This window comes from Nocardia sp. NPDC004340, assembly GCF_053602575.1.
This window is the reverse complement of sequence record NZ_JBSGDW010000004.1, coordinates 655,839-670,655: the sequence shown is the minus strand read 5'-3', so window position 1 is coordinate 670,655 and position 14,817 is coordinate 655,839. Positions and strand designations below refer to the sequence as shown.

The window sequence follows — 14,817 nt, the reverse complement described above, 5'->3', positions numbered from 1 at the left end:
GCCGCCTCGCACCGTATGGCCTGATCCCGAGGAATGGCGCCAGGTACCCATGGGTACGAGTCGTCAGAGGTGCAGGGCCACCTGACCGGAATCGGTCTTCCAGTACTTCCGGTTCAGCTGGGCCTTGCCGGTGCCCTCGGTGTACGGCACGAGCACAGGCAGGCCATTGGTCGGCTTCAGCGTCGCGGACCAGGTCTCGACCCGGCCCGAGCATTGCAGGGTGATTCCCGGCGGGGAGCTGGCCAGCTGGATCGTGCCACTGCCGCTGGTCCCCATCTGCGCGGAAACATCGAGATACCCGATTCCACCGTCGCACATATAGGTTCCGGTGGCGTTCAACCCATTGGGCGTCGAAGTCACCACGGAATTCAGCGTGATGAACTCGTCCTCTTGGGCGGCGCTCGCTGGGCCCGACCCCAGCAGCGTCATCGCGGCCCCCACGACCGCGACCACCGCGCACCTCGTACCCAACATCGCTCGACCTCCTGAAACATCAACTGCCACGGGAAGAATCGCTCTAGATGGTAACCAGTCGCGGCTCAGGCCACGCAGAATTCGTTGCCCTCGGGGTCGGTCATCGTCACCCATGTGAACGGCCCCTGCCGTCCCTCGTGCAGCACTTTCGCGCCCATCCCGATCAGCCGTCGACCTCCGTCGCCCGCTTCTCCTCCCCGACCCGAATATCCAGATGCAGCCGGTTCTTCACTGTCTTCGCCTCGGGCACAAGCTGAAACAACACTCGTGGCCGGTCCGGATGCCGAATCGCTCCACCGATCGTCCACACGAGCTTTCCCCGATGAGTGGTCGTGTCCGCCTCGGTCGCATGCCCCTGCTCGACCATGCTCCGAATGAACCCCTCGTCCTGCGGCTCGACCTCCCAGCCGAGCGCCTCGGCCCACCAGTCGGCCTGTGTATGCGGATCGGAACAGTCCACGACAACCTGAAACTCGTATCCCATATGCGGCACCCTAACCGTGCACCCTGACAGCGAGCGTCACCTGCTCAACGCGGGTAACCGATGTCGCCGATGTCGCTGTCGAGATCGGCCAGTTCGACCTCGGGGTTGAGTCGGGCCACGATATCCGGCGTCAGCGGTCGCAGCGCATAAACATGCTCCACCTCCGAAAGACTGACGGCGGTTTCGTAGTAGTCCTCAGCCCATCGCTGATATGCCTGCGGAGTCCCTTCGAGCAGCAGTACCGGGATTCCCATTCCGGGCTGAGGATCGCATCCAGCATCGCCATCGCCCGGCAACGGTCACGAAGCACCTGAATCTCGGGCAGCCGCCGCATCATCTCGCTCACCCGACAATCCAAACGCACCCCTACGACATACCCGCCTCGCTGCCTCGCGGGCTACGCTGCAGCTGAAATGGCGCGCAGCGAGAACGAAGGACCGAGACAGGTCGAACTCATCGGCCCCTACGCCGGCGTATTCGCCTACGCCACAGGCGTCGTCCTGACGCTGATCGGCCCGATCCTCGGCCTGACCGGTGACGGATTCGCCGACGGCCTCTGCGTCGGCGTCTTCACCTTCCCGATCGGCCTGCTCCTGCTCGCCAGCGCGTACGAATGGCGCCGAGCGGAACGCCGATTCCAAGCGATCGGTGTCCACGGGACCGGAGAAGTACTCTCCGTCAACGAGATTCACCCCGGTGGCGAAAACCCGGACACGGCCGACCTGACGATCCGCATCACCGGCCCGACCTTCGCCCCTTTCACCGCGGAGTGCACCCTCGGCAACCACTCAGGCCTCACCCCGGGCCACACCTTCAACCTCATGGTCGACCCCACCGACAACTCCTTCGCGATCGGCTTCGACCACCTCTTTCCCCGCAGCGACAAGGAAACTCCACCGAAGGAGTGAGTCGTTCGCTTCGTCGCAAATGGCTCGACCGGGATGGGTTCGGCTGCGTACGGTGCCAGCATGTGCATCTACCCGAGCCGGACACATCGTGTGTGCCTGCGCTGCCGGGCTTCCTACAAGGGCTCGATCGGCGCGGGGCCGGGTTGGTGTGTGCGGTGCGCCGGCGAGCTGATCGATGCGGGGCCGCACCTCGAAGTGCCCAGAAGGGGCGATACCGCTGGGTGGCGAGCACTTGCCGCTGTGCTGGAATCCGGTTTGACGTTCTATGGCGGTTGCTGCGGCACCGGTCCCGGATACCGGCCGCGTACTCCGCGGGAGGTTCGGGAGCGGCTGTTGTTCGCCGAACGCGCGGGTATCCCGATCGCCGACGCATTGGCCACCGCAGACACCGCTATCGCGCCGCGTGCGCGATAGCGGTGAGTCGTCGAACTATTGGAGGTTGTCCGCGTTCAGGGGTGAGGCGGCGGACCGCCCATACCGGAATTCGGCGGGTTACCGCCGGGGCCCCGCCCGCCCTGCTGTCCGGGGTTATTGCCCGGCGGCTGCCCGGAACCACTGCCGGACTGGACATTCTGCGACTTCGCGGCAACGCCGACCGTGAGGGAGACCTTCAAACCGGCGGCGGGAGTGCCTGTCACCGTGGCGAGTTCGGCGTCCCAGCCGTCACCGAAGACATTGTCCGACGACAGCGATACACCGCTCATATTCGAGATACTGCGCGAGTAGCCGGCATCGTAGGCGTAGACCGAGGTACAGACATCCTGCGGAAGCGCGATCTGTGAAGTGAGACGGGCGTTTTCGCCCGCCACCGCGCTGGTCAGCGAGTCGTAGACCTCGAAGTGGATGTGCGGCCAGCGGCCCGAGTAACAGGCGGGGAAGATCGAGGTGAAGGTGACGGTGCCGTTCGCGTCGGCCACCTGCACACCGCGCAGATAGTTCTGATCGGTGACTCCACTGCTGTACAGCGAGTAATTGCCGTCGCGGTCGCAGTGCCAGACGTACACGGCCATGCCCGTACCGGCCGCCCCGCTCTTGGTCAGGTCCTTCAGATTCAGCGTGAGCGTCATCGGAACACCCTTGGCCACACCGGAATACGATCCGAAACTGGTCGTGATATCCGAACGCACCACCCCCGACTCGATCAGCACATTCGGCCCGTTCGATCCGTCACCCGGATAGGGCCCCGCGGTCTCCTGCGGCGCGGCGGCCGCCGTACCGGACCCGCTCGCCGCCGACGTGGTGGCGCTCGTCGCCGACGCATCCGACCCGGAGCTTCGCGAGCATCCGGCCGCCACCGCCGCGACACCCGCAGCCCCGACCGCCCACAACGCGCGTCGCCGATTCATCACCCGCATATCGTGCGCCAGCCCGAGATCGTGCTCATGCCGCTCGTGGCCACCGCCGGAATGCTGTTCCACCGCACACCTCTTTCGTCGTCCTCACTGTTCGATTCCGAACCGTATGGCGACCCGCGCCGCCTCGACCTCGGGTGAAGCTGTGAAGTAGCCGAGAGCGGCCGTGGCCCTCGGATCGGGTGCGTGACCGCCCCGGCCGGAACCGACGATCAGCCGTCGCACAATGGCGTCGACGCCCGCACCAACGCCGCAGCATGCAACGCGTCGAGCCGCTTGCTCCCGGCGACGGCGACCACTCCCGCCGCGACCCGCGCTGGACAATCTGCCGCAGCCAATTCCATTCGTTCAGACGCTAATTCGGCGAGTATCGCGGTATTCAGCCCATCGATCACCGGCCGCACACCCGCGAGATCCGTCCCCGGCGCCCCAGCCACCGCCAGCCCATACCGCCACTCCGTCACCAACCCGCGCTGCACAATCTTGTTGGCCTCGATCTGCCCCTGAAAGACCGCCCGCACCAAACCCCCGGGCAGCCCCCGCTCCGCCCCCGCCTGAGCCATCGCGTCATAAATCGCCGCCTCCCGCCCCGGATCATCGATTACCGGCTCACCTCCATCCCGAACCGCGGCCTCCCATTTGATCGCCGCGACGGTATCCGCGGTAGCGAGCCGCTCCGCCAGCAACCCCACCAGCCGCTCCGCGCTCCCGGGATCCGCAGCGGCCACACCGCCCTGCCCCGCCAACAGAACTATCGCCGCTGCAGCCGCAATCGCCAGATTCCTCATAGCCCCGGTGCTTCCCACGCGCCCACGCTACCCGGGCAGCAAGTAGCACCTGGTCGATGACAGCGTCGGCGTGGTGAGTCGTGGTCCGCGATAGCGCGAGCTCGGCCCGTTCGTCGGCTAGCCTCGGCAACCGTGCCGATGTCTTTTCCTCCGATCGACCCGTACGCCGACGGACTGCTCGAGGTCGGCGATGGAAACCGGGTGTACTGGTGTGCCAGCGGGAACCCGGCGGGTCGGCCGGCGCTGGTGGTGCACGGGGGGCCGGGCAGTGGGAGCAGCCCGGGACCGCGGAAATCGTTCGACCCGAACATCTTTCGGATCGTGCAGTTCGATCAGCGCGGTTGCGGACGGAGCACCCCGAGCGCGGCCGACCCGAGCACCGATATGGCGGTGAACACCACCGAACATCTGATCTCGGACATGGAGCGGCTGCGCACCCACCTCGGCATCGACCGTTGGCTGCTCTACGGCGGGTCCTGGGGTTCGACGCTCGTCCTCGCCTATGCCGAGCGATACCCGGAGCGGGTCACCGGGATCGTGCTGATCGGCGTCACCAGCACCACGCGCCGCGAGATCGACTGGCTGTACCGCGATCTCGCGCGGCTGCTGCCCGCCGAATGGGAGCGATTCCGGGCCGTGGTGCCCGGCGACGGTGACCCGGTCGAGGGCTACCGTGAGCTGCTGGAAGACCCGGACCCGGAGCTGCGCCGCCGCGCCGCGATCGAGTGGTGCCGCTGGGAGGACGCGGTGATCGACCACGAATCCCTGGGCAGCCCAGGGCAGTACAGCGCCAAGCCGGACGACGCCATGCTCGCCTTCGTCCGGATCTGCACGCACTACTTCGCGCACGCGGCATGGCTCGACGAAGGCGTGCTGCTGCGCGAGGCCTGGCGACTGGCCGGGATCCCCGGCGAACTTATCCACGGCCGCCTCGACCTCAGCGCCCCGATCGAAACAGCGTGGGAACTCGCGAAAGTCTGGCCGGACGCCCGCCTACACATCATCGACGACTCCGGCCACACCGGGAGCCCCGCCATGGGCGAGGCACTCGCCCACGCCATCTCCCGCTTCGCGCAGCCCGATGCCGATCGGATCGGTTAGGTCCTGAACAGCCGGTCCACTGGGATCGCGGCTCGGGCTTCGGGCGTGCTGATCTCGAAGTACTGCTCGGGTGAGACATGGCGCAGTGAAGCCACCATAGCGGCGGGGATGGACTGGACTTTCGTGTTCATGGCGCGGACATTCGCGTTGTAGAGCCGCCTGGCGGCGGCGATTCGGTCCTCGACGTCACTCAGTTCCCGCTGCAATGCCACGTAGTTTTGGAGGGCTCCCAGGTCGGGATACTGCTCGGCGAGAGCCGACAGTTGCGACAGGGCTGCGGTCAGGGTGTTCTCGGCTGTTGCGACTCTGTCGATGCCGGCGCCGACTTGACCCGGGTCGCCGGCGAGTGAGCGCGCATGGTTGCGCGCTGTTGTCACGGCCTCCAGGGTCCCGCGCTCGAATGCGGCGGCGCGCTCGACCGTTGCCACCAGATTCGGCACCAGGTCGTGGCGCCGCTGCAATTCGACATCGACCTGCTTCCAGGATTCCGCGATCAGGTTTCGCAGCCGAACGAAATCGTTGTACACCGCGAAGTACCACAGGACCGCGACCAGCGCGATGGCGGCAGCCGCGATGACGATGACAGTGGGGCTCATGCGTGGGTCCTTTGCGCGGGTGTTCCGTAGTCGTTCCACACGAATCGTGGGATGCCGTCGGCGATTACACGCATCGCCTCGAATACGCCACCGATCTCGTGCGGCCGATTGCCGAGGGTGGTGATGCCGACGAGAAGGTCTCCGACGATCTCGAGCTTGGTCAGGGTCACCGCACCGCCATGCTGCCCGGCGAGGTCGACCAGCTTGCCGATCGTCCGTGGCGTCAGGACCGCGTGGGCGAACGCCGGGTTCGAGGAATGCACCGAGAACTGATCATTGAAGTCCGCCGATTCGAACTCCACCCGATCGCCGATGCTGCCGTCCAACGTCACTCCGACCGTCAGTCTCGGCAAAGCCGCGGGAAGCGTGATGGTGAAGACGTTTCGATAGTGGGTGCTGACATTGATCCGGTTGTTGTGCAGCCAGGTCAGATGGAAGAAGCTCGCCGGATAGCCGCCGATCGTGCCCTGCATCGTGTCGCGGACCCGAAACCGTCGTGCCCGGCCGATAGTGAACGGCGGGAAATCCCAGGCGGGCACCGGCCAGTCGCTCACCCGGCGATAGACGAACCCGTTCTCCTCGGCCCACCCCGCGGTCCACCGCTTACGCAGCGATTTCACGATGATCCCCGAGGGCACGAACGCCAGCAGCGGTGTGGCGGGCAGCAATACCCACGAGAATGGACGACCGTGGTCATGCCACCACCGATACTGCGCGAACACCAAGACAGCAAAAGTCATCAGCGACAACGCATTCAGCACGCGCGGCCGAGACCAGAACAACCCGCTGCCACCGCTTGATGCGCGACCGGTCATGTCGCTCATGATTCCCCCTACCCCAAGCACTCCTGGACAGGGACAGCCTCGGCGATCGAGTCGGGCCCAGGCAAATTGTTTCGTGTGGCGGACATGAGACAGGGCTGCCGAGCAGCAGCTCAGCAGCCCCTCTGGATGCCTCAGCGATCAGCATGTTGGTGTGTTCGGCCGACGCTGCCTGGCGGCCGAACGGCATAGAGGGCGTTGCTAGCCGTAGCAACAGACCCGAACAAGCACTGTGTCGTCGGGCAGTGCCTCCAGGTAGTTTTCGATGCCGCCCGGTGGTATCGGGCAGTCGGGTTCGTCCTTGCCGGACGTGGTCTCGCCCCAATCCTTACGTCGGCGAATGCCACTCCACCATTCCGACATCACCTCGGCGAAGGCGCGATCCATGGTCACCCCGTAGTCGGCCTTGGCGACGGATCGGCGATGGGACCTGGCCACCCGCGGGTCGGGCATTACCGACCGCAGCGAACAGCTTCAGTCCGCGTGACAGGTGAGATCGCTGGCGGGCAGATCGCCGTCGCGAAGGTAGGTTTCGACGGCCTGACTCATACAGCTGCTCTGCACGGTGAACGCTCCGTGCACGATGACGTCTTGCAGGGTCACCAGTCGTGACGCGGTCATGGTTCGGTGCAGACCGACGCCTTCCTGATAGGCCGCGACCGGATCACCGGTGGCCTGCACGATGAGCACGGGCGTCGCGTTGTGTACCTCGACGCGCGGTTCTACGGGCGCGGGCCAGAACGCGCACGGGGAGATGTTGTTGACCAGTGGCCCGAACACCGGCTGGGCGGCGCGACTGGCCTCGACATTGCGTTGGTACCAGCCGGGGTCGCGCTGCGCGTTCACGTCGCCGCACACCACAGCCGTCGAGGACTCCATGGAGGCGACGGCGTCTTCGGTTGGCGCGTGCAACAACCCGCTCAGCGACTGCTCCAAATCCGCACTGGGCTCGGCCGGCTGTCCGGCGGCGGCGTCCACGATCTGCCGCAGCGCGTTCGCCGCCTCGTCGAACCGGCGGGAGTCGTGCAGATAACCGAACAGCAACGACGGTAGCCAATGGTCGTCCACCTCGTAGGAGCCGATCCGGATCGGTTGCCGCGCAGCCTGTTCGATTAGGCCGGAGACCACCGCGCGAACCTCCGCACGTGTGGATCCGAGCCGGTACCGATCGGCGCGGGCGGCGGTCCAGTCGGCCAGCGCGTCCAGCGCGTCTTCCGAGGGGGCACCCTGATCCGCGATCATCACATCGCTGCCGTACCGCCCGGGATCGACCGCGCTGTCGAGCACCATCCGGTCGGTGCGATCCGGGAACATCTCGGTGTAGACAGCTCCCAGATAGGTGCCGTAGGACATCCCGAAATAGTTGATCCGGTCTTCGCCGAGCAGCGTGCGGATGAGGTCGATATCACGTGCGGTGTTGCGCGTCGTGATGTGTGGCAACATGCCATTGTCGGTGGCGAGGCACCGCTGCGCCAAATCTGCTTGGGTAGCGGCGGCTTCGACGAATCCGGCCGAATCCACGCCCGCCGACTGGAACGAGTCGCCGATCGGCCATCCGCAGTGCACCGGCGTCGATCGGCCCACCCCGCGCGGGTCCATGCCGATCAGGTCATAGCGCCCCCACGGATAGGACGGCGCCGCTCGGGTGAGCCGCACCGGCAGATCCAGCCCGTAGGCCCCGGGCCCGCCCGGATTCGACAGCATGATCCCGCGCCGGTGGCTCGGATCGGTCGCCCGGACTCGGGAGATGGCCACGGAGATCGTGCGACCCAGCGGCTCGCGATAGTCCAGCGGCACTGTCACGTTCGCGCACTGCGCGCCGACCCGGTCCAGGAGATCGCTCTCGCACGCACCCCACGCCAACTGTTTATGGGTGAAGCGATCCAGTGCGGTGGCGGCAGACGAACCTGCCGAAGCGGTTCGGACGATACCGATTCCTGCCACGGTCCCGATCAGAACCACTGCGGCGGCGAGCACCAGTAGACCGCCGCGCTTGCGGGCCGTCGCCGTCTCGGATCGTGGAAACTTCTTCGTCAACAGGACTTCCTCCCGATCGCCGGCCGCTCTCCGGATCACGGTAATCAGCCGGTGCGTCCGCGCGTATCCGGTGAAACCCTGATTTCCCAGCCCCGGTCGTGTGCGGGTAATGTCTCGAATCCGTTTGTGGCTCTTGGGCTTCCGTCTACTGGTACTGGTGATGCGGGCGGTGTCACGGAGTGGGCTCGCCGGATCGGTGAGGCCCGGGTGGTGCGCGATCACGTTCGATCGCGCACCACCCCTACCGGTGATCGATAACCCATAGTCAAGCGCCGCTGTATGAAGCGCGGGGCTTCGATCTCCGTCGAGCAGCGCGATAGCGGTGTCCTCGAACGAGGTACGGCTGCGGCCCTCGCTGTCGATCACGGGCTGGTCGCCGCCGACGCGGTAACGGGCAGTGTGCTCGCCGGGACCGATCTGTTCGGCGGGGCTGAGATAGGTCCACAGCCGATTCGAGGTCCGCAGCACAGTCAACGTGTCGCGGTGCCCGCGCACCGCGGCGGCGTAGCCGCGAGGCAGCCCGAGGCTGTCGAGGCTCGCGTGGAGGCGCTCGTCGTTGTCGGCGGTGACCTGCCCGGACGCGATCTCGGCGCATTCTCCGGCGCGCGCGGCTGTTTCGAGCATCAGGCGGACGGTGGCCCCGTCTCGGCGGTCGCGGAAGTCCTTGCCCTGGCAGGCTTTCAGCAGTGTCTTGATCTGGTCGTCGGTGAGGGCGGGGATGACCTTCTCGTCGAGCCTGGGCGGTGCCCAATAGAAATTGGGCCCCAAGGCCGCAGCTCAGGGGCCCGTCATCGATCCAGCGCATAAGCGTACCGGAGACGTCCGGATCGACGGCAGTACTCGAGAACGCACTCTCAACTAGGCAGGAGGGTGAAATTCGGCCCGTCGCGCGGTCACCATGTTCGGAAGCGATGGCCAGCGGCCGAGGGTCATCACCAGCACGACCATCACCACGCTGAAGGCTGGCGACAGCCAGAACGCCCGGCTCAGCTGAATTCCGGTCGCGATGGGCCTGCTCACAGACCGAGCCGAGACGCTCTCGACGTGAGCGGGGTAACACGCTAAGCTGACCGACTTATGAGTCAGTCTGCCCGCTTTCGGCAAGGGGAGCGCGCGCATCAAGGAAGGACCCGAATGCCCGAATCAGACCTTGTCGATGGCCGGACTGCCGTCGTCACCGGGGCAGGAGAAATCGGTGCGGAGCTCGGCGCGCGGGTGTTTCCGCCGGCGATAGGGCCGTTGGAGGTGGCACGGGCGGCCGTTGTCGGGATCCTGCGGACCGACCCGCCGTGTGCGGTCGGCGATTAGTCGGGAATCGACATGGACAAGGAACTTTCTTCCACGATGACTGTGCCGCCACAGGATGTTCGCACCGATTCCTCCGTGAAACGCTTGCTGGCGTCGGTCCCGTTCGCCAGCGCGAGTTGGGGATTGGGTTTCGCATTCTCGGGATACTTTCTGGCACTGCAGGTTCAAGCGATCGATGCCGATGCCGATGCCAAGGTCACCAATCTGGCCCTGGTGCAGGCGGCCGGGGGAGTGGCCGCGATGGTCGCCCAGCCGCTGATCGGTGTGCTGTCCGATCGAACCCGCACGAGGGTGGGCGCCCGCTCCCCGTGGATTCTGCTCGGCGCGCTGATCGGCTCGATCGGCCTGATCACAGCGGGACAGTCGACCACCATCGCGCTCCTGATGGTGGCCGCGATGACCATCCAGTTCGGTTTCAATGCCCTGGCGGGCCCGCTCTCCGCGATCCTTCCCGACCGGATTCCGGTACCGCTGCGCGGCCGGTACTCGACGCTGTCGGGCCTCGGGTCGATCGCCTCGGCGATTCTCGGACCGGTCGTCGCCTCGCTGTTCGCCGATCGCATTCCGCTGGGTTACTACACCGCGACCGGGTTGATCATCTTGATCGTCGTGGTCTTTCTCGCGGTGAATCCTGAGGCGGACAATCGTGGCGTCCCGAGGCACGGATTCTCGGTGCGGGACTTCCTCACCGCGTTGTGGGTCGATCCCCGTCAGCACCCGGACTTCGGCTGGGCGTTTCTCGGGCGTCTGTTCATCTTCGGCGGCTACTTCATGGTGCTGACCTATCAGCTCTATTTGGCCCAGGGCTATATCGGGCTCAGTACCGACGAGGCTGCCAAGGTCGTGCCGCTGATCGGTGTGGTCGGGCTCCCCGGATTCCTGGTAGCGATCTCGGTGGCGGGGCCGTATTCCGATCGCATCGGCCGCCGCAAGCCCCTGGTGCTGGTGGGCGGTCTGATCGTCGCGGCCTCGACGCTGATCCCGCTGATGCTCCCGACGATGGCCGGACTGTTCGCCGCCGGCGCGGTGACGACCATCGGCTTCGGCATCTTCACCGCGGTCGATATCGCGCTGGTCTCCGAGGTCTTGCCCGCCAAGGATGATTTCGCCAAGGACCTCGGCATTCTCAATATCGCCACCACCTTGCCGAGCGTCCTCGCCCCGGCCATCGCCGCCGGTGTCGTGCACCTCTCGGGCAGTTACGGTGCGGTCTATCTGACCGCCGCCGTGGTCTCGTCCCTCGGCGCGCTCGCGGTACTGCCGATCAAGAGCGTTCGTTGATGCGACACGCGGAATCCCTCTCCTCGGACACCCGAAAACCCTTTCAGGGCAACGGCTTCACCACAACCATCTCAACCCCGAAAGGACCGGCCGTGTCTTCCTGCGCGTCCTTCGATTCCACTGAACCGGCCGAGCTGGTCGGACCACCGGGCCCGCCGGAATCCGGCATGAGCCGGCGCTTGGTCGGTTCGCTGGCCGCGCTCGTCGCCGTTGTCGAAACCATGGGCCTCAGCTATCCCTTGGTGCCGATGACCGAGCCCGCGATCTCGGCGCATTTCCACACCACGAAAGCCGCGTGGGTCATGACGTCGTTTCTCCTGGCCGGGGTGGCCACGGCGCCACTGGCCGGGAAGCTGGCCGATCTGTACGGCAAACGGCGGATCCTCTTGGGCTGTCTCACACTCTCCGCCGCGGGTGCGCTGCTGTCCGCGGTCGCGCCGAATTTCGGCACGCTCCTGGCGGGGTGTTGGCTGTTGGGTCTGCTGGTGCCGTGCTGGTTCCTGAGCTACTCGCTGGTCCGGGATATCTTCCCGTCCAGGTCTATTGCGCTCGGGGTATCGATCGTGACCTCGGCGGTCGGGCTGGCGGCGATTCCCGCGCCCTATCTGACCGAGCGACTTCTCGACGATCACGGCTACCGGGCCGTTTTCGGATTCCTGTGTGTCGCCGCGGCCGGGTCGGCGGTGGCGGTGGCGCTGGCGGTCCGGGAATCGCCTGTGCGGCTGTCGGCTCGGGTGGGCGTGCGCGGTGCGGTCCTGGTGGGCAGCGGCTTGGCCATCGTGCTCATCGGGGCGTCGCAGGGGCCGGCGTGGGGTTGGGCCACGCCGGCCACCCTGGCGTGCTTCGGTGTCGGCCTCGCGCTGTTGGTCGGTTGGTTCGCCACGGCGGCCAAGACCAGGGACGCCTTGCTCGATATTCGGCTGTGGCGTCGCCGCGCGGTGCTGTGTACGGCGCTCGCGGCTGGATGTGTCTATGCCGCAACCGGTTTGTACACGATCGTGTTGCCGATGCTGATCCGGACCCCGGCGATGCTGGGGCTCGGCTACGGGTTCGGCGTGACCCCGAAGGGCGTCGCCGAGTATCTGGTACCGATCGGGGTGCTCAGTGTGGTCGGCGGTATCGCGGTCGGTGTCCTGGTCGGTCGTCGTCTGCTGCGGCCCGGGTGGTTGCTCGCGCTGGGCATGCTGTCGACCGGGCTGGGTGCGGCGCTTACCGCCTACTCGCACGACAGCAGCGAGCTGGTACTGCTGTTCGCCGGTTTGGTCGGGCTCGGAACCGGCTTGGCCTACGCGGCGACACCCAATCTGCTGATCTCCGCGGTGCCGCCCGGCGTCCAGGGATCGGCCGCGGCGCTGGTCAGCTTGTCCCAGACCGTGATTCCGGCGATCGGGCCGATCGTCGCGTTCAGCGTCATGAACGGGGGATATGTCGCCGAGTTGCCTCCGTACATCGCGCGGATGCTCAACGGAGCGATCGTCTATACCGAGCGGGGTCTGCAGATCGGATTCCTGATCGCGGCGGCGATCGCCGCCGTCGGGCTGCTCTTCGCATTGCTGGTGCCTCGCACCGTCGAGCAGGCGAGCCTCGAGTCGATCGTGCCCGATTAGCTGCCCCCTGGTCATGCGCGTTGACCTCTCCCAGAATATCGACTGGCCGGAACGGATTCCGTTCCGGCCAGTCGTTGTTCGTCAGGAGCGGTTCAACGCTTGACGCCCAGCGCGGCGAGGTGGGGCTTCAGCACCTCGATCCAGGCGGCGTAGCCCGCACCCGACAAATGCAGCCCGTCGCGGGTGAATTCCGGCCGAAGCGCACCGTTCGAGTCGGCGAGGGTGGGCCACAGGTCGATGTACGTCGCGTCCGCGAGCGCGGCGGTCTGCCAAGCGGCGGCATTCAATTCGCGAATCCGGGCCGCGAACTTCGCCTTTCGTGGCATGACGCTCTGTATGTACAGGGGCACGTGGGGCGCCCGGTCGCGAATCTCCTCCACCAGCCTGCGCAGGTTCTCGGCGACCTGTGCGGGTGATTGTCCGAGTCCGAGATCGTTGGTGCCGATGAGCAGGAAGATCGCCGAGGGCGCGTTGATCGCGGTGTCGATGCGGGCGCGCAGGTCGTCGACGGTGTTTCCGCCGATCCCGCGATTGACCGGAGCAACCTCCGGGAACCACTCGTCCCACAGACCGCCCTCGGTGATGCTGTCGCCGAAGAACACCACCCGTCCGGTCGGTGCGGGCAGTTCCGCGAATTGGGAGGCGCGCATGGCTATCGAGGTCCGGAGCATGTAGCGGCGGCCGAGCCGGTAGATCATCAACACGGTCAGTTCTCCCGGTGTTTCGAGATGGGCAGGGTATTGGCGTGGGCCACCGAGCCGAGCCAGGCCAGACTGGGCTTGGGTGTGCGGGCGAAGGTCGTGCGATCCACCCCGATCAGCCCGAATGTCGGCCGCCAGTGGCCCCATTCGTAATTGTCGAGCGCGGACCAATGCAGGTATCCGCGGACATCGATGCCGTCCGCCATGGCCCGCCCGAGGTGATCGAGCGCCTCGGTGGTGTAGGCGATCCGCCGGGTGTCATCGGCTGTGGCGATGCCGTTCTCGGTGACCAGGATCGGAGTTCCGCGGGTGACCTGCCAGGCGTGCCGGATGGCGATCCCCAGCGCGTCGGGGCGGTAAGCCCAGCCGGTGAGGGTGTTGCCCGGGTCCTCGCCGGCCGGGATCGGACCATCCGTTCCCACCATCCGGCTGGTATAGGCCTGGGTGCCGACGAAGTCGTCGTCGCGCGCGGCCTCCAGATAGGGGTCTTCCCAGATCCGATTCGCCTCGGCCCATTGGTCCTCGCAGCCGGGGGCCGCCACGAAGGCCTGCTGTGCGATGCTCCACCCGACCGCGGCATCGGTCTCGATCTTCAGGATCTCCGTGGCGATGTGATGGGCCTCGATCAGGACGCGGGCGGCCTCCGGATCGGGGTCGGGCAGGGTGCCGGAAGTGAAGGCCCGCACAGCCTCCTGATCCGGAACCTCTCGTTGTACGCCCGCCATGGTCGCGACCATGTTCGGCTCGTTGATCGTGCACAGCCAGGGCACGTCGCCCAGGATCGGAATGACGGTGTTCACGAACCGCGCGAAATGACCTACGGCATGCATGTTGGTCCAGCCGCCCAGGCCGGCGAACCAGCGTGGCCCGGTGAAGTGGTGCAGCGTGACGACCGGAGTGAGGCCGAAGTCCAGTGCGGTGTCGATCATGCGGCGATAGTGAGCGAGCGCCGCCTGTGAGACCTGCCCGCGTTCGGGCTCGATGCGGGCCCACTCGACTCCGAAGCGATAGGCGTTCAGGCCCGCGCCCGCGAGTAGCGCCATGTCCTCGGGGTAACGGTGGAAACTGTCGACGGCGTCGCCACTGCGCTCGGGAACGACCGGGTGTTCGGAGTTCTCGAGCGCCCACCAATCGCTGGCGATGTTGTTTCCCTCGGTTTGATGCGGTGAGGTGGCCGCGCCCCACAAGAAGTCGACGGGCATTTTCGGAATCATTCGCCCGGTACCTCATAGCGTCGATGCATTGCCGGAGTCCTTTCTGCACGGAATGTGCCGATGTTTCGGTCCGCAGTGTATAGCAGACTGACTATTCAGTCGGTATGCTCGGCGGCGATCAATCCGGTCGCCTGGAGCCGCGTCA

15 protein-coding genes and 1 pseudogene are annotated in these 14,817 nt (G+C 66.3%); 4 read left to right on the top strand and 12 right to left on the bottom strand.

What is annotated here, in order from left to right:
* Positions 1–63: 63 nt before the first annotated feature.
* From ACWEOI_RS19890 to ACWEOI_RS19880, 3 genes and pseudogenes are all read right to left on the bottom strand, one after another.
* Positions 64–474 carry a hypothetical protein gene (locus tag ACWEOI_RS19890; RefSeq protein ID WP_452360533.1) on the bottom strand — a complete coding sequence of 137 codons (411 nt, stop codon included), beginning with the start codon at positions 472–474 and terminating at the stop codon, positions 64–66.
* Between the two features lie 65 nt (positions 475–539).
* Positions 540–958 (bottom strand): annotated as a pseudogene (locus ACWEOI_RS19885) (VOC family protein).
* Between the two features lie 44 nt (positions 959–1,002).
* The gene (locus tag ACWEOI_RS19880; protein ID WP_433672485.1) at positions 1,003–1,212 is read right to left on the bottom strand and encodes a hypothetical protein; all 210 of its coding nucleotides are present in this window, start codon (positions 1,210–1,212) and stop codon (positions 1,003–1,005) included.
* 159 nt (positions 1,213–1,371) lie between these two features.
* On the opposite strand from ACWEOI_RS19880, the gene ACWEOI_RS19875 reads away from it, so the two are divergent.
* Positions 1,372–1,866, top strand: a complete 495-nt coding sequence (locus ACWEOI_RS19875; protein ID WP_452360532.1) for a hypothetical protein — start codon at positions 1,372–1,374, stop codon at positions 1,864–1,866.
* Between the two features lie 449 nt (positions 1,867–2,315).
* Here the strand turns inward: ACWEOI_RS19875 and ACWEOI_RS19870 are convergent, their stop codons facing one another.
* Together ACWEOI_RS19870 and ACWEOI_RS19865 are read right to left on the bottom strand one after the other, a co-directional pair.
* The gene (locus ACWEOI_RS19870) at positions 2,316–3,221 is read right to left on the bottom strand and encodes an intradiol ring-cleavage dioxygenase (RefSeq protein ID WP_452360661.1); all 906 of its coding nucleotides are present in this window, start codon (positions 3,219–3,221) and stop codon (positions 2,316–2,318) included.
* Positions 3,222–3,430: 209 nt separating this feature from the next.
* A complete protein-coding gene (locus tag ACWEOI_RS19865; protein ID WP_452360531.1) occupies positions 3,431–4,006 on the bottom strand; it encodes a chorismate mutase in 576 nt (191 codons plus the stop codon).
* Between the two features lie 138 nt (positions 4,007–4,144).
* Here ACWEOI_RS19865 and pip point away from each other — a divergent pair, with 138 nt between their 5' ends.
* Positions 4,145–5,107, top strand: coding sequence for a prolyl aminopeptidase (gene pip / locus ACWEOI_RS19860; RefSeq protein WP_452360530.1), 963 nt, complete (start codon positions 4,145–4,147; stop codon positions 5,105–5,107).
* On the opposite strand, the gene ACWEOI_RS19855 is transcribed toward pip, so the two are convergent.
* From ACWEOI_RS19855 to ACWEOI_RS19835, 5 genes are all read right to left on the bottom strand, one after another.
* Positions 5,104–5,703 carry a LemA family protein gene (locus tag ACWEOI_RS19855; RefSeq protein WP_452360529.1) on the bottom strand — a complete coding sequence of 200 codons (600 nt, stop codon included), beginning with the start codon at positions 5,701–5,703 and terminating at the stop codon, positions 5,104–5,106. The genes pip and ACWEOI_RS19855 overlap by 4 nt on opposite strands.
* Positions 5,700–6,527 carry a DUF3137 domain-containing protein gene (locus ACWEOI_RS19850; RefSeq protein WP_452360528.1) on the bottom strand — a complete coding sequence of 276 codons (828 nt, stop codon included), beginning with the start codon at positions 6,525–6,527 and terminating at the stop codon, positions 5,700–5,702. Before ACWEOI_RS19850 ends, ACWEOI_RS19855 begins: the two co-directional genes overlap by 4 nt.
* Before the next feature lie 198 nt (positions 6,528–6,725).
* On the bottom strand, positions 6,726–6,977 hold the full coding sequence (locus ACWEOI_RS19845) for a hypothetical protein (RefSeq protein WP_452360527.1): 252 nt from the start codon (positions 6,975–6,977) through the stop codon (positions 6,726–6,728).
* A gap of 21 nt (positions 6,978–6,998) precedes the next feature.
* Positions 6,999–9,329, bottom strand: coding sequence for an alpha/beta fold hydrolase (locus ACWEOI_RS19840; protein WP_452360526.1), 2,331 nt, complete (start codon positions 9,327–9,329; stop codon positions 6,999–7,001).
* A gap of 90 nt (positions 9,330–9,419) precedes the next feature.
* Positions 9,420–9,581 (bottom strand): hypothetical protein, encoded by a 162-nt coding sequence (locus ACWEOI_RS19835; protein WP_452360525.1) that lies wholly within the window; start codon positions 9,579–9,581, stop codon positions 9,420–9,422.
* 363 nt (positions 9,582–9,944) lie between these two features.
* Here ACWEOI_RS19835 and ACWEOI_RS19830 point away from each other — a divergent pair, with 363 nt between their 5' ends.
* Both ACWEOI_RS19830 and ACWEOI_RS19825 read left to right on the top strand, forming a co-directional pair.
* The gene (locus tag ACWEOI_RS19830; RefSeq protein WP_452360524.1) at positions 9,945–11,150 is read left to right on the top strand and encodes an MFS transporter; all 1,206 of its coding nucleotides are present in this window, start codon (positions 9,945–9,947) and stop codon (positions 11,148–11,150) included.
* 167 nt (positions 11,151–11,317) lie between these two features.
* Positions 11,318–12,757, top strand: a complete 1,440-nt coding sequence (locus ACWEOI_RS19825) for an MFS transporter (protein ID WP_452360523.1) — start codon at positions 11,318–11,320, stop codon at positions 12,755–12,757.
* Between the two features lie 92 nt (positions 12,758–12,849).
* Here the strand turns inward: ACWEOI_RS19825 and ACWEOI_RS19820 are convergent, their stop codons facing one another.
* Positions 12,850–13,455 carry a GDSL-type esterase/lipase family protein gene (locus ACWEOI_RS19820; RefSeq protein ID WP_452360660.1) on the bottom strand — a complete coding sequence of 202 codons (606 nt, stop codon included), beginning with the start codon at positions 13,453–13,455 and terminating at the stop codon, positions 12,850–12,852.
* Positions 13,456–13,463: 8 nt separating this feature from the next.
* Positions 13,464–14,660: a glycoside hydrolase family 1 protein gene (locus ACWEOI_RS19815; RefSeq protein ID WP_452360522.1), complete on the bottom strand. Its 1,197-nt coding sequence runs from the start codon at positions 14,658–14,660 to the stop codon at positions 13,464–13,466.
* Positions 14,661–14,817: the final 157 nt, after the last annotated feature.

What these genes read in the sequence shown, in the direction of transcription:
- ACWEOI_RS19820 (WP_452360660.1), bottom strand. Translation starts at nt 13,455, where the DNA reads ATGATCTACCGGCTCGGCCGCCGCTACATGCTCCGGACCTCGATAGCC.
- ACWEOI_RS19870 (WP_452360661.1), bottom strand. Translation starts at nt 3,221, where the DNA reads ATGCGGGTGATGAATCGGCGACGCGCGTTGTGGGCGGTCGGGGCTGCG.
- ACWEOI_RS19850 (WP_452360528.1), bottom strand. Translation starts at nt 6,527, where the DNA reads ATGAGCGACATGACCGGTCGCGCATCAAGCGGTGGCAGCGGGTTGTTC.
- ACWEOI_RS19875 (WP_452360532.1), top strand. Translation starts at nt 1,372, where the DNA reads ATGGCGCGCAGCGAGAACGAAGGACCGAGACAGGTCGAACTCATCGGC.
- ACWEOI_RS19855 (WP_452360529.1), bottom strand. Translation starts at nt 5,703, where the DNA reads ATGAGCCCCACTGTCATCGTCATCGCGGCTGCCGCCATCGCGCTGGTC.
- ACWEOI_RS19880 (WP_433672485.1), bottom strand. Translation starts at nt 1,212, where the DNA reads ATGGGAATCCCGGTACTGCTGCTCGAAGGGACTCCGCAGGCATATCAG.
- ACWEOI_RS19825 (WP_452360523.1), top strand. Translation starts at nt 11,318, where the DNA reads ATGAGCCGGCGCTTGGTCGGTTCGCTGGCCGCGCTCGTCGCCGTTGTC.
- ACWEOI_RS19865 (WP_452360531.1), bottom strand. Translation starts at nt 4,006, where the DNA reads ATGAGGAATCTGGCGATTGCGGCTGCAGCGGCGATAGTTCTGTTGGCG.
- ACWEOI_RS19890 (WP_452360533.1), bottom strand. Translation starts at nt 474, where the DNA reads ATGTTGGGTACGAGGTGCGCGGTGGTCGCGGTCGTGGGGGCCGCGATG.
- ACWEOI_RS19845 (WP_452360527.1), bottom strand. Translation starts at nt 6,977, where the DNA reads ATGCCCGACCCGCGGGTGGCCAGGTCCCATCGCCGATCCGTCGCCAAG.
- pip (WP_452360530.1), top strand. Translation starts at nt 4,145, where the DNA reads ATGTCTTTTCCTCCGATCGACCCGTACGCCGACGGACTGCTCGAGGTC.
- ACWEOI_RS19815 (WP_452360522.1), bottom strand. Translation starts at nt 14,660, where the DNA reads ATGCCCGTCGACTTCTTGTGGGGCGCGGCCACCTCACCGCATCAAACC.